This is a genomic window from Streptomyces sp. BRA346 (assembly GCF_052851135.1).
Genome location: NZ_JAIWIH010000056.1, coordinates 15,988 through 32,903, shown reverse-complemented (window position 1 = coordinate 32,903; position 16,916 = coordinate 15,988). Strand labels below are relative to the sequence as shown.

10 protein-coding genes and 6 pseudogenes are annotated in these 16,916 nt (G+C 69.2%); 7 read left to right on the top strand and 9 right to left on the bottom strand.

Annotation, left to right across the window (positions count from 1 at the left end):
* Positions 1-17: 17 nt before the first annotated feature.
* Both LCH29_RS40390 and LCH29_RS40385 read left to right on the top strand, forming a co-directional pair.
* Complete coding sequence (locus tag LCH29_RS40390) at positions 18-299, top strand: integrase core domain-containing protein (protein WP_446466666.1); 282 nt, start codon at positions 18-20, stop codon at positions 297-299.
* 758 nt (positions 300-1,057) lie between these two features.
* Positions 1,058-2,797 (top strand): sensor histidine kinase, encoded by a 1,740-nt coding sequence (locus LCH29_RS40385; protein WP_446466664.1) that lies wholly within the window; start codon positions 1,058-1,060, stop codon positions 2,795-2,797.
* A 91-nt stretch (positions 2,798-2,888) separates the two neighbouring features.
* Here LCH29_RS40385 and LCH29_RS40380 read toward each other — a convergent pair.
* From LCH29_RS40380 to gap, 3 genes and pseudogenes are all read right to left on the bottom strand, one after another.
* Positions 2,889-5,272: pseudogene (locus LCH29_RS40380) on the bottom strand (phosphoketolase family protein).
* Between the two features lie 198 nt (positions 5,273-5,470).
* Positions 5,471-5,593: pseudogene (locus LCH29_RS40375) on the bottom strand (respiratory nitrate reductase subunit gamma); the annotation flags it as partial.
* Between the two features lie 199 nt (positions 5,594-5,792).
* Positions 5,793-6,806, bottom strand: coding sequence for a type I glyceraldehyde-3-phosphate dehydrogenase (gene gap, locus LCH29_RS40370; protein WP_446466663.1), 1,014 nt, complete (start codon positions 6,804-6,806; stop codon positions 5,793-5,795).
* Positions 6,807-6,978: 172 nt separating this feature from the next.
* On the opposite strand from gap, the gene ppk2 reads away from it, so the two are divergent.
* On the top strand, positions 6,979-7,782 hold the full coding sequence (gene ppk2 / locus LCH29_RS40365) for a polyphosphate kinase 2 (protein ID WP_446466662.1): 804 nt from the start codon (positions 6,979-6,981) through the stop codon (positions 7,780-7,782).
* 14 nt (positions 7,783-7,796) lie between these two features.
* On the opposite strand, the gene LCH29_RS40360 is transcribed toward ppk2, so the two are convergent.
* From LCH29_RS40360 to LCH29_RS40350, 3 genes are read right to left on the bottom strand one after another with little or no spacing between them, the layout of a single operon-like run.
* Positions 7,797-8,678, bottom strand: coding sequence for a universal stress protein (locus LCH29_RS40360; RefSeq protein ID WP_446466661.1), 882 nt, complete (start codon positions 8,676-8,678; stop codon positions 7,797-7,799).
* Positions 8,675-9,697 carry a zinc-dependent alcohol dehydrogenase gene (locus LCH29_RS40355; protein ID WP_446466660.1) on the bottom strand — a complete coding sequence of 341 codons (1,023 nt, stop codon included), beginning with the start codon at positions 9,695-9,697 and terminating at the stop codon, positions 8,675-8,677. The genes LCH29_RS40360 and LCH29_RS40355 overlap by 4 nt, the downstream gene beginning before the upstream one ends.
* A gap of 32 nt (positions 9,698-9,729) precedes the next feature.
* Positions 9,730-10,635 carry a universal stress protein gene (locus LCH29_RS40350; protein ID WP_446466659.1) on the bottom strand — a complete coding sequence of 302 codons (906 nt, stop codon included), beginning with the start codon at positions 10,633-10,635 and terminating at the stop codon, positions 9,730-9,732.
* Between the two features lie 582 nt (positions 10,636-11,217).
* Here LCH29_RS40350 and LCH29_RS40345 point away from each other — a divergent pair.
* A pseudogene (locus tag LCH29_RS40345) lies at positions 11,218-11,331 on the top strand (regulator); the annotation flags it as partial.
* Between the two features lie 202 nt (positions 11,332-11,533).
* Here the strand turns inward: LCH29_RS40345 and LCH29_RS40340 are convergent.
* Positions 11,534-12,232 (bottom strand): response regulator, encoded by a 699-nt coding sequence (locus LCH29_RS40340; RefSeq protein ID WP_446466658.1) that lies wholly within the window; start codon positions 12,230-12,232, stop codon positions 11,534-11,536.
* 828 nt (positions 12,233-13,060) lie between these two features.
* On the opposite strand from LCH29_RS40340, the gene LCH29_RS40335 reads away from it, so the two are divergent.
* Positions 13,061-13,525: a pyridoxamine 5'-phosphate oxidase family protein gene (locus LCH29_RS40335; protein ID WP_446466657.1), complete on the top strand. Its 465-nt coding sequence runs from the start codon at positions 13,061-13,063 to the stop codon at positions 13,523-13,525.
* 145 nt (positions 13,526-13,670) lie between these two features.
* Here the strand turns inward: LCH29_RS40335 and LCH29_RS40330 are convergent.
* A pseudogene (locus LCH29_RS40330) lies at positions 13,671-13,940 on the bottom strand (MFS transporter); the annotation flags it as partial.
* A gap of 148 nt (positions 13,941-14,088) precedes the next feature.
* Positions 14,089-14,208 (bottom strand): annotated as a pseudogene (locus LCH29_RS40325) (Acg family FMN-binding oxidoreductase); the annotation flags it as partial.
* Between the two features lie 194 nt (positions 14,209-14,402).
* Between LCH29_RS40325 and LCH29_RS40320 the strand changes: the two are divergent.
* Positions 14,403-15,275: a universal stress protein gene (locus LCH29_RS40320; protein ID WP_446466656.1), complete on the top strand. Its 873-nt coding sequence runs from the start codon at positions 14,403-14,405 to the stop codon at positions 15,273-15,275.
* Positions 15,276-15,585: 310 nt separating this feature from the next.
* Positions 15,586-16,681 (top strand): annotated as a pseudogene (locus LCH29_RS40315) (integrase core domain-containing protein).
* The last annotated feature ends 235 nt before the right edge of the window (positions 16,682-16,916 follow it).

The following is a 16,916-nucleotide window of genomic DNA, read 5'->3' as shown; positions in this document are numbered from 1 at the left end:
TAGACGTCCTTCCGACACTGCCCCGGGTACCCCGGATGAACACCATCGCGGAACGCTGGATCCGATCATGTCGACACGAGGCAACCGACCGCATCCTGAGCACGGGAGAGCGCCACCTACGCCTCGTCCTCAGTGAATATGCGGAGCACTACAACCCACACCGGCCACACCGATCCCTCGGACAACGGGCGCCGGACCTACTCACCGAGCCCGAACCACCCACCGCCACCGACAACACCCGCATCCATCGACGCGATCGACTCGGCGGCCTCATCCACGAATACACGCAGGTCGCATAGGGGGTGACACAGGTTTCCGGCACCCACAGCGTCCCGTTCACCGCCTGATCTCCGTCTTTGCTCGTCGGCATCGGCAGCTGGTCCTGATGGCGTCGCGCTGACATCCGCAGTGTCAGCGCGACGCCGACCTTGGTCATCGCCGGCCGACCCTGTCGTGTTCGCGCCATCACCGGGCCTACCGCCCTCTGCCTCACTGAGTTCAGCCACAGCTCATGGTCTTCCTGAATCTCCATCCCTCAATCACCGATGCGGGGGCGAAAGCGCCAATTGCCCGGGTACGGCACCGTGCTGCAGTGATAGGGAGTGCTGTCCACTCGGAGGCCCATCGTCACCGCCAGGCTGCGGCGTTGCTGCAGCAACTATTCACGTCCCAGCGCTGACACATTCGCATCAACTGTTCGTTCCATACGCTCGCCGACGTCTGAAAATCAGCAGTCGCCCGCCAACTCGCAGATCGTTGAAGCCTTCATGCAGGAAACCAACAGCAACGTGGACCGGCAGCCATGGCCGAGATTCGCCCGTCCATCGGACGCCTACTGGATGTTGCCCGACTCTCCCCTGTACGACGGCGTTCAAGGTGCCCTGAATCGACGCTCCGATGCAAGTAACGCCCGATGCAGCGGGAACAGCCGTGGGGCGCCCTACCAGCACGACCGCTCGTAAGCCGCGCCCACGCGACCGGCCTGGCGCCGTCGAACGGATTCGGCTCGTCGGGCATCCTTGGGGAGTGTGCCGGCGAGGCGGTAAGGGGAGCTGTGGTGGAGGAACGCGCGCAGGGTTCGCGTGACGCGGAGACATCCGGGCTGTCTCCACAGCTGCGGCTGGACGTACTGCTGGACGACCTGCAGCAGCAGGTCGCGCAGGTGCGGGCGGCCCGGGACCGGGTCCACACGCTGCTCGACGCGGTGCTGGCCGTAGGCTCCGACCTCGACCTGGAGGTGGTGCTGCACCGCATCGTGGAGTCGGCGGTCACCCTGGTCGACGCCCAGTACGGGGCGCTCGGCGTCCTCGGTGAGGAAGGCACGATCAAGCAGTTCGTCACCGTCGGTATCGACGAGGAGACGATCGCCCGCATCGGGCATTACCCGCGCGGCGAGGGCATCCTCGGCTTGCTCATCCGTCACCCGGAGCCGCTGCGTCTGGCGAACCTGGCGGCGCATCCGGCATCCTCCGGCTTCCCGGAGGGGCACCCGCCGATGACCGGTTTCGTCGGCGCCCCCGTCCGCGTGCGCGACCAGGTCTTCGGGAACCTGTACCTGACCAACAAGCAAAGCGGCACGGAGTTCGACACCGACGACGAGGCGGTGCTGCGCACCCTGGCCGCGGCGGCCGGCGTGGCGATCGACAATGCCCGGTTATACGACGACGCCCACCGCCGACAGCGGTGGCTGGCGGCCAGCAACGAACTGACCCGCAGCCTCCTGTCCGGCGCGGAGCCCGCCGCGGTGCTGGGATCCTTCACCGCCACCGTGCGCGAGATGGCCGGCGCGGACCTGGTCACCCTGGCGGTGCCGGTCGGCGACAAGGGCGAGCTGGTCATCGAGGCCGCCTCGGGAACGCAGGCCGAAGAGGTCCGCGGGCTTCTGCTGCCCGCCACGGCCCTGGCCGCCAAGGTCTACACGTCCGGCGAGACGATCACCAGCGAGGCCATGAGCGCCGACCCGCGCGCCGAGGGCGGCAGCGCCTCGGTGGTCGAGCTGGGGCCGGCGTTCTTCGTCCCCCTCGGCACCCGGGAGCACGTCCGCGGAGTGCTGCAGGTCGCGAACGTACCAGGCGGCGTGCTCTTCACCGACGCCGTGATCGACATGGTCACCGGATTCGGCAACCAGGCCGCGCTGGCCCTGGACGTGGCCGAGCACCGGCGGGACACCGAGCGCATGGTCGTCCTCAACGACCGCGACCGGATTGCCCGGGACCTGCACGACCTGGTCATCCAGCGGCTGTTCGCGGGCGCGCTGTCCCTGCAGTCCACGCTGGGCCGGGTCTCGGACCGGCCGCAGGTGAGCGAACGGATCCAGCGAGTCGTGGAGGACCTGGACGACACCATCAAGATCATCCGTTCCACCATCTACGCACTCCGCGAGCACGATCGGTCACGTCGCGGCAGTGGGCTGCGCGCCCAGCTGGTGGCGGCCACCGAACGGGCCGCCGAATCGCTGGGCTTCACCCCCGCGCTGCGCATGACCGGACTGCTGGACACGGCCGTCTCCGCGGAACAAGTCGAGCAGGTGCAGGCCGTGCTCGGCGAGGCGCTGTCCAACGCCGCCCGGCACGCGCACGCCACCACCGTCGACGTCACGGTTGAGATCACCGACGCCTTCCTGAAGCTGCGTGTGGCCGACAACGGCCGCGGAATCGACCCGGCGATCACCCGCCGCAGCGGCTTGGCCAACCTCCGCAAGCGGGCGGAGGAGTTGGGCGGCAGCTCCAGCGTCTCCGCCAACCAACCGAGCGGCACCGTCGTCGAGTGGGCCGTTCCGCTCTCCTCGAAGGACTGAACGCTTCCCGCACACAGCACCAGCGAGCCGACCGCACGCCCCGGCTGCCCTATCGGGCGGCGGGGGCGTCCGAGACAGGCAAGACGGCTGGTCAGCCGTCCCACGTCCAGTCGGCGACTTCGGGCAGGTCCATGCCGTGCTCGCGGATCCACATGTGGTGGCGCTGCCGGGCGTCCTCCATGCGCTGACGTACGACCGCCGCGCGGACCGCGAGGCCGGGGACACGGTCGATGACGTCCATGACCAGGCGGTAGCGGTCGAGGTCGTTGCGGACGACCATGTCGAAGGGTGTGGTCGTGGTACCGATCTCCTTGTAGCCGCGCACATGCACGTTGCCGTGGCCGGTACGGCGGTAGGCCAGGCGGTGGATCAACCACGGGTAGCCGTGATAGGCGAAGATCACCGGCTTGTCGGCGGTGAACAGGCCGTCGTACTCAAAGTCGGTCATCCCGTGCGGGTGTTCCTCGCTCGGCAGCAGCCGGGCGATGTCGACGACATTGACCACCCGCACGACCAGCTCGGGCAGGTGCCGACGCAGCAACTGGGCGGCGGCCAGCACCTCCTGGGTGGGCACGTCGCCCGCGCCGGCCATCACCACATCCGGTTCACGGGAGCCGTCCTCGGTGCCCGCCCACTCCCAGATACCGGCGCCGCGCGCACAGTGGACCTTCGCTTCCTCCATGGAGAGCCAGTCGAAGCAGGGTTGCTTGCCGCCACGATCACGTTGACGTAGTCCTTGCTGCGCAGGGCGTGATCGGCCACGGACAGCAGCGTGTTGGCGTCCGGCGGCAGGTAGACCCGCACCGCCTCGGGACTCTTGTTGAGGATGTGGTCGACGAACCCGGGGTCCTGATGCGAGAAGCCGTTGTGGTCCTGGCGCCACACGTGCGAGGTGAGCAAGTAGTTGAGCGAGGCAATAGGAGCACGCCACGGCAGCCGGCGAGTGGTACGCAGCCATTTGATGTGCTGGTTGACCATCGAGTCGACGATGTGTACGAACGCCTCGTAGCAGGAGAACACTCCGTGCCGGCCGGTGAGGAGGTAGCCCTCCAACCACCCTTGGCAGGTATGTTCGGACAGGATCTCCATCACCCGGCCGTGCCGCTCGAGGTGCTCATCCACCTGGAGCACCTGGGCCTGCCAGGCCTTGCCGCTGGCCGCGTAGACTGCCTGGAGCCGGTTGGAGGCGGTCTCGTCAGGGCCGACGAGGCGGAAGTCGCGCCGCCCACTCGTGTCCTGCATGACGTCCCGGAGCATGTCGCCGAGAACACGGGTGGGTTCGTGCATGGTCGCACCGTGCTTGTCGACCTCGACGGCGTACCTCTCCAGGGGTGGCAGGGGAAGCTCGCGCAGCAGCAGGCCACCGTTGGCGTGCGGGTTGGCGCCCAGCCGGCGCCTGCCCTCGGGAACACAGGCGAGCACCTCGGCGCGCGGTGCGCCGTGCTCGTCGAACAGCTCCTCGGGCCGGTAGGAGCGCATCCACTGCTCCAGTTGCCGCAGGTGCTCGCGGTTGTCCCGGACGGCGGCCAGCGGGACCTGATGGGCGCGCCAGGTGCCCTCCACGGGCAGGCCGTCGACCTCGGCCGGGCCGGTCCAGCCCTTAGGGGTGCGCAGCACGATCACCGGCCAGTGCGGCCGCTCCCCGACGTCATTCTCACGGGCACTGCTCTGGATGGACGCGATGCGCTCCAAAGCGTCATCCATCGCGCCGGCCATCGCCCGGTGGACAGCCATAGGGTCGTCGCCGGAGACGTGAAGGGGGGCGTGACCGTAGCCGCGCAGCAGTTCGTCGAGTTCACGCTCGGGCAGGCGGGACAGCACGGTCGGATTGGCGATCTTGTAGCCGTTGAGGTGCAGGATCGGCAGGACGGCGCCGTCGTGGACCGGGTCGAGGAACTTGTTGGAGTGCCAGGAGGCGGCCAGCGGGCCGGTCTCCGCCTCCCCGTCACCGATCACGCAGGCCACCAGGAGGTTCGGGTTGTCGAGGGCGGCACCGTAGGCGTGGGAGAGCGAGTAGCCGAGTTCGCCGCCTTCGTGGATCGAGCCCGGGGTCTCCGGGGCGACGTGGCTGGGCACCCCTCCGGGGAAGGAGAACTGTTTGAACAGCCGGGCCATGCCGGCCGCGTCCCGCATGATGTCGGGGTAGGTCTCGGTGTACGAGCCCTCCAGCCAGGAGTTGGCCAGCACGGCCGGGCCGCCGTGCCCGGGCCCCCAGATGCACAGGGCATCCAGGTCGCGGTCCTTGATGACGCGGTTGAGGTGGGTGTGCACCAGATTCAGTCCGGGCGAAGTGCCCCAATGACCCAGTAACCGAGGCTTGACGTGCTCGGGACGCAGTGGCTCGGTCAGCAGGGGGTTGGCCATCAGGTAGATCTGGCCGACGGACAGATAGTTCGCGGCGCGCCAATGGGCGTCCAGGGACCTCAGCTCGTCCTCTTTGAGCCGGGCGGGCGCCTGCTGCGTGTCGACGGACATCGGGGTCCTTCCCGAGGCAAGGGTTTGGGTGCCATACGTTCCAGTACGCCCCACTATCTTCCCCCGTGCCGGATACCCAACAGGGCCGTTCGGGCCACACCTGCCGCAGAGAACCATACGGAGCGACCCTCGAAAGGAGCCGGAGCCCTTCCGCTCCGGGACGTGACACGGCCGACGCACAAGACGGGACGGCAGGGATCAGCCAGCACGCTCCCAGCCGCGGCGGGGAGCTCGCGCGCCGAGCTGGGCATCGCGGCTGCGGTAGACGATGTAAGGGCGGATGAGGTAGCCGATCGGCGCGGTGAGCATGTGGACGAGGCGGTGAAGGGCCAGGCGGCGAAGAGCAGCGGCGCACGCCCGGGGCCGCGGTGAGAACCACGGGCGGCTTTGTGACGCCCGGTGTGCGCCCCGCGTCTGGTCAGGCGTTCGAGGACGGTGAGCGACTTCCGGGACGCGCACGAGACACCTTGGCGAACAATTGTTCGAAAGAGGCGTCCGCGCTGTCGCCCCCACTGCCTCCTCAATCGTCGGCGACCAACGCGGTGAGGTCGAGGAGCCGGTTCGCGTAGCCCCATTCCTTGTCGTACCAGCCGAAGACCTTGGCGAGGGTGCCGTTGGCCTGGGTGAGCGCGGCGTCGAGGACGCAGGAGGCCGGGTCACCGATGACGTCGCGGGAGACGATGGGCGCCGTCGAGACACGCAGGATGCCGTTCAGCGGGCCCTTCGCCGCCGCGGCGAAGGCGGCGTTGATCTCATCCGCCGTGGCCTCGCGGTTCAGCACCACCGTGAGGTCGGTGAGCGAGCCGTCCTCCACGGGCACCCGGACGGCGCCCCCGTCCAGCGCACCGGCCGGCTCCGGCAGGACGAGACCGACGGCGCGGGCGGCGCCCGTGCTGGTCGGGATGATGCTCAGCGCCGCGGAGCGGGCGCGGCGCAGGTCCTTGTGGGGGCCGTCGAGCACGGACTGGTCGTTGGTGTAGCCGTGGACGGTGGCCAGCAGGCCGCGGTCGATGCCGAAGGTCTCGTCGAGCACCATGACCATCGGCGCGAGGCAGTTGGTGGTGCAGGAGGAGGCCGAGACGATCCGGTCACGGTGCCGGTCGTAGGTGTCGTCGTTGACGCCCATCACGATCGTGGCGTCCACGTCCTTGCCGGGCGCCGAGAGCAGCACGGTGCGGGCGCCCGCCTTCAGGTGAAGGGTCGCGGCGTCGCGGTCGCGGAAGCGGCCGGTGGACTCGATGACGATGTCGGCTCCGTAATCGGACCAGTGCAGGACGGCCGGGTCGCGTTCGGCGGAGACGTCGATACGCCGACCATCGACGGTGATCGAACTGTCGTCGTGCGTGACCTCGCGTCCGATGTGCCCGAACGTCGAGTCGCACTCCAGGAGGTGGGCGAGGGCGGCGGGCGGGGCGATGTCGTTGATCGCGACGACGTGGACGTCCTGGATGCACGCCTCCGCGCGGTCGAGGGCCGCGCGGAGATAGGTGCGGCCGATGCGGCCGAAGCCGTTGATGCCGACGCGTACGGTCATGATGGTGGGCTCCTTCGCAGGCAGCAACGCCGCGCCTGGTGACGGACGCGGGTACTGGCCATTCCGTGGTCTATGGCGGCAGTGCACCGTTCTTCGCCGGAAAGTACGGTGGTGTCCTGTTGATCGGGGTCAGGTATAGGTGCCCCAGTGAGTCGTCGGTGGTGGAGGCGGCATGGCCGGTAAGAAGGCGGCGAAGCTGCCGCGCGATGTGTACGAGAAGGAACTGCTGCGCCTGCAGACGGAGTTGGTGAAGCTGCAGGAGTGGGGCCGAGCGGAGGGCGCCCGACTGGTCGTGATCTTCGAGGGGCGGGACGCCGCGGGCAAGGGCGGCACCATCAAACGGGTCGCCGAGCACCTGAACCCGCGCGTGGCGCGGATCGCGGCGCTGCCCAAGCCGACCGAGCGCGAGCGCACCCAGTGGTATTTCCAACGGTACGTCGAGCACCTGCCCGCCGCTGGGGAAATCGTGCTGTTCGACCGGTCCTGGTACAACCGGGCAGGGGTCGAGCACGTGATGGGTTTCTGTACGAAGGAGGAGTACCAGCTCTTCCTGCGGCAGTGTCCGATCTTCGAGCGGATGCTGGTGGAGGACGGGGTCCTGCTGCGCAAGTACTGGTTCTCGGTGAGCGACACCGAGCAGCAGGAGAGGTTCCGGCGCCGTCTGGAGGATCCGCTGCGGCGCTGGAAGCTGTCGCCGATGGACCTGGAGTCGATCACCCGTTGGGAGGCCTACTCGCGGGCCAAGGACGAGATGCTGATCCACACGGACATCTCCGAGGCGCCCTGGTACGTCGTCGAGAGCGACGACAAGCGGCGGGCACGGCTGAACATGATCGCCCACCTGCTCAGCTCGGTCCCCTATCACGACGTGCCCCCGCCGGTTCTGGAACTGCCGCACCGACCGCCGTCGACCGGCTACGAGCGCCCGCCACGTAATCTGCAGACCTACGTCCCCGATCACGCGGCGAGCCTGTGAGCCGGGCACGGCCTTCACGCCTTCCGCGGTACGACGGCGACGGGGCAGACGGCGTGGTGCAGTACCCCGTGGGCGACGCGGCCCAGTTGGAGGCCGTAGTGGCCCTCGCGGCGCCGGGCCCCAACGACGAGCAGGTCACCATCGGCCGAGGCGTCGAGCAAGACCTGGCGGGCGTGGCCCTCGACGGTGCGCCGGTGCACCTCGACGTCGGCCGGGATGTCCCGCAGAGCCGCCTCCAGCACCTCCGCGGCCCTCTTTTCATGCAGCCGGACCGGTTCGCCGGGCGGCAGGGGATGGTCAGTCACCTCTCGCCCGGGGCAGCGCCAGGCCCGTACGGCCTCCAGCGGCACGCCTCGGCGTCGTGCCTCCTCGGCGGCGAAGCGCATCGCCGCCGCGTCCTGCGGCTTCTCTCCGACGCCCACGACAACGCGGCCATGCGTGCCGGGCACGGCCGCGTTCTCGTGGCTGCCGCGCAGCACGATCACGGGGCAGTGCGCGTGGCCGGCCACCGTCACGCTGACGGAGCCCAGGAGCGCCTCGGCCAGGCTGCCCCGGCCCCGTGAGCCGAGGACCATGGCAGCGGCGGTGCGGCTTTCCCGTACCAGCGCGTACTCGGGTTCCTCGGGGAGGACACCGGTGGTGACCTCCACGCCGGGGCGGCGGGCACGGACCCGTCGTGCGGCGGTCTCGACGATGTCCTCGGCCATCAATTGGTCCGAGGGCTTGCCGAGATCGTTCGCGAGTGCGGTGCCTTCGTACCGTTCCCACAACGAGGCGTACACCAGCCGCAGCCGCATTCCCCGAAGGGCGCCCTCGTCGGCAGCCCAGTCGACGGCGCGCAGACTCGGCTCGGAACCGTCGACACCGACGACCAGGGGGAGTTCCCTCGTGCTCACCTTGCCGCGTCCAGGTCGAAGACGATCCGGGCCTTGACCTCACCGCGCAGCACGGCATCGATGGACTCGTTCACGGAGGCGAGCGGGCGGGTCTCACAGATGACCTTGGTGCGGTCGGCGGCGTGGAGCTGGAAGACCTCGGCGAGGTCCTGCCGGGTGCCGACGATGGAGCCGATCACCGAGGTGCCGCCCAGGACGGTGTCGAAGATCGGGACCTGGATGGTGCCGTGTGCGGGCAGGGCCACCAGGACGAGCTTGCCGCCTCGTCGCAGACCGGAGTTGACGGCCTCGAACGCGGCCGGGTTCACCGCCAGCGCGATCGCGGCGTGGGCGCCGCCGTGCTTCTTCAGCTCCTTGCCGACGTCCTGTTCGCGGGCGTCGATGACGAGGTCGGCGCCGAGTTCCTTGGCGAGTTGGAGCTTGTCATCGGTGACGTCGATGGCCGCGACGGTGGCTCCGGCGATCTTCGCGTACTGCAGGGCGAGGTGTCCGAGTCCGCCGACGCCGGAGATCGCGACGAGCTGGCTGGGCCGGACGTCGGCGACCTTGAGGGCCTTGTAGGTGGTCACGCCGGCGCAGGTCAGAGGAGCGGCGTCAAGCGAGGTGATGCCTTCTGGCACGGGCTGGGCGAAGTCGGCCCAGGCGAGCATCTTCTCGGCGTAGCCGCCGTCGCAACCGTACCCGGTGTTGATCTGCTGCTCGCACAGGGTCTCCCAGCCGGACAGGCAGTGCTCACACCGCCCGCACGCCTTACCCAGCCAGGGCACCGCGACCCGCTGCCCGATGGACAGGTGGGTGACGCCCTCACCGAGCTTCTCGACGACGCCGACGCCTTCGTGTCCCGGGACGAAGGGTGGGATGGGCTTGACCGGCCAGTCGCCGTGGGCGGCGTGGATGTCGGTGTGGCACAGTCCGGAGGCCTCGACGCGGATGCGGACCTGGCCGGGGCCGGGCTCGGGGTCGGGGCGCTCCTCGATGACCAAGGGCTCGCCGAAGGCCCGTACGACCGCTGCCTTCATGATCTGTTCTCTCCTCGGGAAGGGTGAGCGCGTCAGTCGTGTGCGACGACGGCGACGGGGGCGGTGGAGTGGTGCAGGACCGCGTGGGTGACGGTGCCGACCTGGGAGCCGACGGAGGAGCGGCGAATGCGCCGGCCGACGACGACCAGAGAGGCCTCGTGGGAGGCGTCGATCAGGAGGAGCGAGGGGCTTCCGCACCGCGACTGCTCGACGATCTCCACGTCGGGGTACTTCTGCTGCCAGGGCCGCAGCACCTCGTTCAGGACTGCGGCGTCGCCCTTGGCCATCTCCCGCTCGACCGCGGGCTCCAGAACCATGCCGTAGGCGTAGTAGGGCGGCGGGTTCCAGCCGTGCACGACCCGCAGCGGAACCGAGCGGCGCGCGGCGGCCTCGAAGGCGAACTCGATCAACGCCTCGTCCGCGCCGGCGACGTCGAGCCCGAGAACGACGGGACGGAACGCCGTGGCCGCGGAAGGGATGCCCGCCTTGTCCATCTCGTGCTCGTCCACGGTCTGCTCGCCGGCACGAACGAAGACGATGGGCCGCTCGGTGCGCGCCATGACCGCGAGACCGACCGAGCCGAGCAGGAATCCCCCGATCCGGCCCAGGCCGCGTGAGCCGAGGACGAGCATTTCGGCCTCCTTGGCCACGTCGACCAGGGCGTCGGCGGGCCGTCCGGTGAGCTGCTCGGTTGTCACCTCGACGCCGGGGTGGCGCAGTCGCAGGCCCTCGGCGGATTCGCACGGAATCCTCTGGGTCCCGTGCTGGTGCTCCTCGGCGCCGAGGAGCAGGGCCTGGGCCGTGGGCTCCGGCATCGGCTCCCAGACCTGGACGAGCTCCACCGGCAGTCCGCGAAGCTGCGCCTCACGGGCCGCCCATTCGGCGGCGGCACGGCTCTCGGGCGAGCCGTCGAGCCCTACGGTGATGGTGCGCGGCATGTTCTCCACCTCCTGCATCGGGCCCCGAGGGGGCCCGATTCCAGCATCGTGTCGGGGGTTGTAGGGGGCAGGGGCCGCTGGTCGTTCAGCGACGACGGCGGACCCTGCTCAGGCGTCGGCGGGACGGGCCCGGGGCGCGGTCCGTCCCGCGCGTCCGGGCCGACGCCCAGGCTCCGTTGAGGGTGCTCGCGCACGGCCATGATGGTGATCCCTTCGGGGACGTATGCATCGTCGTCTCCTGGACGTGTGCCACTCTCGCCCGACGCCTGGCGTTACGCCGGATGCCGAAGGTCTCCATCCGTCGGGCTGAAGGTCCCTGGATCGAGGCCCGTTGGGCGGGAAGCACCGAACCTGGCAGGCTCTCCAGAACCCGGCGAACGCCCGAAAGCCTCGCGAGCATAGGCGTACGAGCCGCCATTGATCGGAACAGGCGAGGAACTGCGGCCGGACTCGCGACACGTTGGCTGCCCTCTGCCTCAGGGCCGGATGACCCTGCTCCGGCCCCGATGGCCCCTCGCCCGGCCCGAGTCGGCACCACACGCTGGAGGAGCCCATTCGTACAACCCGACCGGGAGGCCGGCCATGAACACCCCGAGCATGCTGCGCGCGCTGCCCACCCAGCACCGGCAACGGCTCATGCGTTTCGCCCGGGAGGCGTCCTTCCCGCAGGGGACGCGCATCTTCGACGAAGGTGCGCCTCGGCCCGGTCGGCGTGTGCGTGGCGGGCGGTGTTCGTCAGGGACTCGTCCAGGTCGTCCACCGCCCGCAGCACGCACTCGGATGCCTCCGCGTGCTCGACAGCTCGTCCAGCCGCAGCTGCGGCATCCGCACGCGCTATGGCCCACGACAGGGAGCGGTACGAGATCAGATTCACCGATCAGGGGCAAGGCCCCGGGGCTCAGAGCCCTTCCTGCCGCTGCCGGTCCTGGACCTGGGTGGCGATGACCGCGGCCTGGATGCGGCGCTCGACGCCGAGCTTGGCCAGCAGACGCGAGATGTGGTTCTTCACCGTCTTCTCGGCCAGGTAGAGACGTTGACCGATCTGTCGGTTGGTCAGCCCTTCACCGATCAGGGCCAGGATTTCCCGCTCCCGGTCGGTCAAGCCTTGCAGTCCGTCCGGCTGCTGCTCCTCCTGCTGCTGGCCACCACCGCGGAGCCGGGCCATCAGCTTGGTGGTGGCACTGGCGTCGAGCAGGGACTGGCCGCCGGCCACGGTGCGAACAGCGGACACCAGGTCAGAACCCTGGATCTGCTTCAGGACGTATCCGGAGGCGCCGGCCATGATCGAGTCCAGCAGGGCCTCCTCGTCGTCGAAGGAGGTCAGCATCAGGCAGGCGAGCTCGGGCACGCGTGACCGGAGTTCCCGGCACACGGTCACGCCGTCGCCGTCGGGCAGACGGACATCGAGCACCGCCACCTGCGGGCGTAACGCCGGAACCCGCACCAGTGCCTGCTCCGCCGTGCCGGCCTCGCCGATCACCTCGATGTCCGGTTCGTCGTTCAGCAGGTCGCCCACTCCACGCCGTACCACCTCATGATCGTCCAGCAGGAAGACCCGGATCGGATTGTCGGCGCCGGGCTGCTCGCTGTCCGCCATCAAACTGCTCCCTGGTTCCGCGTTCCGCACCGATGTCCGCTCATGGACGGAATCGGCCCTCCGTGCCGTGATCCTTTCTCGGATCCGGGCCGAAGTGACAGGGCCGGTCGGCCCTGTTGCCCACCCATAGTGCCCCGCGGCCATGAGATACCGCTTCCGGCAGGGTGCGAAACGACTCGTCGGCTCCCCCCCCCTCATCGGTCCGGCGTCACGGTCCTGATGCTCCGGGAAGCCGAACAGGGCTCCGCACTGCCCGAACGGGCATCACGTCACCCCACGGGGTGAAGGTCCGATGGCCCCGCTGCCGAGGCCTGACGGCCCTGGGCCGGCACCGGCGCACTCCGCCTCCATGGCGCGGCGGCCGCGTGGACAGCGGCCGAGAAGAGCGCGCTTGGTGATCCGCCGCTGCGAGGCGGTCACCCGCCTTCGTGTACGGGTAGTCCTGCGCCTCAGCGCCGGACGTCCACCGCGTCACGGTCATCACCGACGTCACCATGAAGCGCCGGCGAACCCGCACATGCCGATGCTCGGTGACATACAGGAGATCATGCGCGGGGCCTACTCCTGGGGTGCGCAGGGCCGGCCGGACACGGACAAAGGCCGAACGGCCCTGGCATGAGGAGCTTCGGTGCCGTTCCAATGAGCTGGTCCCGTCTGTCCATGGCTTCCGACCGGGCGCCACGCGCAGTCCACCACCCATGCTTTGAAGGGACGACACATGCCGTACCGGGGCACCGGTCGCGACCATAGCGACAGGCCGTGCAGCCATCTCGCCGCCCCAGCCGAAGAAGCGCAGCAGTGAACCACGGAACCGCACGGAAGCCCTCCATGACCATCGACACCGCTCAGGCCCTCCCTGCCGGGCCGCGCCGAAGCATCGAGCTGGACAGCGACGAAGCCCTCCGGCTGCTGGGCAGCGTGCCCTTCGGACGGATCGTCTTCACCCGCCACGCGCTGCCGACCATCCGCCCGGTCAACCACGTCCTGGACAAGGGCGACATCGTCATCCGCACCCACGAGGGCGCGGCTCTGACCGCGCGCGCCGGGGAAGCCGATGGCCAAGGCGTCGTGGTGGCCTACGAGGCCGACGCCATCGAGCCCGACACGCACCTCGGCTGGAGCGTGGTGGCCACCGGCTACGCCCACTTGGTGACCGACTCCGAGGAACTGGCTCGCTACCAGGCACTTCTCACTCCCTGGGTGCACCGGGCGATGGACTACGCGGTACGCATCCGCCCGGATCTGATAACCGGCATCCGGCTCACCACCGCTAACGAGTCCGACGGCGCCTGATCGCGGCCCGGCTGCGGCGTCATGCAGCGTGAGAACGCCCTTGATCGGCCCAACAAGGCCCGCAGGCCGTGCTCCCGGAACTGCTCGCGCGTACGTTCCGTAAGCTCCGGATCGGGCACGGGCGTGTCGCGCAGCGGGAAGTCGATACCGAGGGCGGCGTCCCTCCCAGGCCACCCGTGGCCCCGACAACGCCGGTGACCGAGCCGACCTTGTTCGCCGGGGCCAGCAGCGCCAACACGAACCCGGCCATCCGGTTCGCCGCGTCCGCCTGGGTGAGTCCGTAGCCGGTCTTGAGCGAGGTGGGCAGGTAGACGGAGAAGGCCACGTAGCCACCCAACGCCACCGCGTACAAGGCGGACGCCTGCCAGGTGATTCCCAGGCGCAGGGTCGCTACCAGACGGCGGGTGAGCGGCTCGAGCGCTGCGCGTGAGAGAAGACCTTGAGTCCGGGCCAAAACCGGGGGTGGTCGACGCCCTGCCTGCAGGCCGCTGCGGAAGCCCCGCGCTTGTGTTCGAGGACCAGGTATCGGGGCGCGCCACGCCGACGACTCCGCTGAGGTCAGGTCACTCGATGTCCAGGACATCCCGTACGGGCCGGCGTGGAGTGGTCGGGCCTCTGGGGCCGTAGCCCAGGCGCAGCACCATCTGCACTTGGCCCGTCCCTGATGCCGGGGCGCGGGCCAGTCGGACCGCACAGTCTTCCCCGAACGCCTCGGCCCACGGACGGGGCCGACTGGGGGAAGGCCGGGCTGTGCGCGGCGAGATTGAGCGGTCAGGATGCCGGGCGGAACGGCCGTATCGCCTTTCATCGGCCATGCTTGGGGACGGGGCCGACTGGAGTGGCCGTGCCCCGTCGAACACCTATGGAGGCACCCCTTATGACCCGAGCCATCGTCACAGGAGTGGACGGATCCGCCGAGAGCCTGGCCGCTGCGGACTGGGCAGCGCGCGAAGCCGCGCTCCGCAGACTGCCCCTCCGCCTCGTGCATGCCTGGCTCTGGCAGCCGCTGGACTTACCGATCGTCCAGGACAAGGAAGCGCAGGGCCGGTCGGCCGATGCCGTTCTGGGGGAGGCTGAGACACATGTGGTCAGCCGGTACCCGGACGTGCCGGTCACCGCCGAGCTGGTGTCGGACACCGTGGTTGCCGCTCTGCTCTCCGAAGCCGAGCGGGCGAACATGCTGGTGCTCGGATCGCGCGGATACGGAGCAATCGCCGGATTTCTGCTCGGTTCCTGTGGTCAGCAGGTCATCGCGGCATCCCCCTGCCCCGTGGTCTCCGTCCGGGCCTCCGGCGTCGGCGCGGGCGCGGCAGAAGGCGGAGAGATCGTCGTGGGCCAGCAGGGTGAGGCCGAGGACAGTGCTCACGTCCTCGAGTTCGCCTTCGAGGCGGCCGCCACACGGGGCACAACACTGCGAGCGGTGCGGGCCTGGAGCCTGCCACCCATCTTCGCGTACAGCCCAGGGTCAATGCGTCTTGCCGACGAAGCCGGAGGACTGGCACCGTTCCAGAAGAAAGCGCTGGAGCACGCGCTCAGCCCCTGGCGCAAGAAGTACCCCTCCGTCACGGTGGTCCCGCACGTTGAACTGGGAAGCGCGGGGCAAGTGCTGCTGTCGGCATCCGCCCGGGCACAACTGCTCGTCCTCGGCCGACGGGTACGCCGCTCCCCCATCGGGGGCCGTATCGGGTCATCCGCTCACGCCGCTCTGCACCACGCCTCCTGTCCGGTCGCAGTAGTGCCACACCCGTGAGAACACTCGCCTCTGACCTCGTCCCGGCCGCGAACACGGCAGCAGGCCGAGGGCCTGACCGATCGGGGCCTCAACGCACTTCCGTGGAAGTGATGGACGCGGCCCGATCGACGAAGGTGGGTACGGCCCGGCCCTGTAAGAAGTCGTCACTCCCGGCATTTCATCCCGGAACTGGCGTTTCGTCCCGGGGCCGGGTCTGCGCTTGCCGAAAATGTCGTCCGCCCTGGTGGGCGTACCGGAGGTCGACCGGCGAAGTCGCCAAAACAGGCGCTCTCGCGGGGCTGGCGCTCACCACGGCAAGATGATCGACGTGCTGCTGCGACTGGCTTACCTCGGCGTGACGAACGCGTTCGCGATGCTTCGCCTGCTGCCGATGTCCGACCGGGACAAGTGCGCGGAGATCCTCGCGCTGCGCCACCAGGTCACCGTTTTGGAACGTCAACTCGGCACGGGCAAGGTCCGGTTCACGCCCAGCGATCGGGCATTCCTGGCGGCGCTGCTGCACCGGCTCCACTGCACGTCCTGCGAAGATTACGGCTGCTCGTCCGCTCCGACACGGTGCTGCGTTGGCACCGCACCCTCATCGCGCGCCGCCATGCCGCCTCCTGCCGACCCAAACGCCCGGGACGACCACGCACCGTGCGCTCCATCCGCACCCTGGTACTGCGCCTGGCAAAGGAGAACCCCAGCTGGGGATCCGACGCCTGCACGGCGAGCTGCTTGTGCTGGGAGTGAAGGTCGGCGCGTCCACCGTCTGGGAAATCCTGAAAGAGGCCGACATCGACCCAGCACCCGAGCGGAACTCCAGTACCTGGGCCACCTTTCTTCGCTCTCAGGTCGATGCCCTGCTGGCCTGCGACTTCCTGGAAACCATCACCCTGTCGGGGATGCGGATGTACGTGCTCGTGGTGATCGAACACGGCAGTCGCCGGATCCGCGTCCTGGGCGCCACCGCGCATCCCAGCGCACCCTGGGTAGCGCAAGCGGCGAAGAACCTCGTCATGGACCTCGAAGACCTCGGCTGCCGGGCACGGTTCATGATCCGGGACAGAGACGGGAAGTTCCCCGAACTGTTCGATGCCGTCCTCAAGGACGCGGGGATCGACGTCGCACTCAGCGGCATCCAGATGCCAAGGATGAACTCGATCATTGAGCGCTGGATACAGACCTGTCGCCGCGAGCTCCTGGACCGCACGTTGATCTGGAACCAGCGACACCTACTGCACGCCCTGCGCGAGTTCGAGCAGTTCTACAACGGACACCGACCACACCAGGGCATCGCCAACGCCAGACCTCTGCACCCCTTGCCCCCACCGATCGACGATCCCGACACGTTAGCCCGCCTCGCCATACATCGACGCGATCGCCTCGGCGGCATCCTCCACGAGTACCGGAATGCGGCGTGACCTGCACGGATGAGGTTTCCGGCAAGGGCAATCCCCTCTGCCAGCGGTGGCCGACCGAGTCCGACCGCCGTCTGACGCCACTTCCAGCGCACCAGTCGGCGGTGCCAGGTCAGCAGCGTGCCAGGGGTGACCAGCCGATGGCGGCGCAAGGCGGATGGCAGGTGCCGTGCGAGAGCGGAGAGCACGGCACGATCAGCCCATGAGAGCCGCGGCCGCACAACTTGCCGGCGAAGCA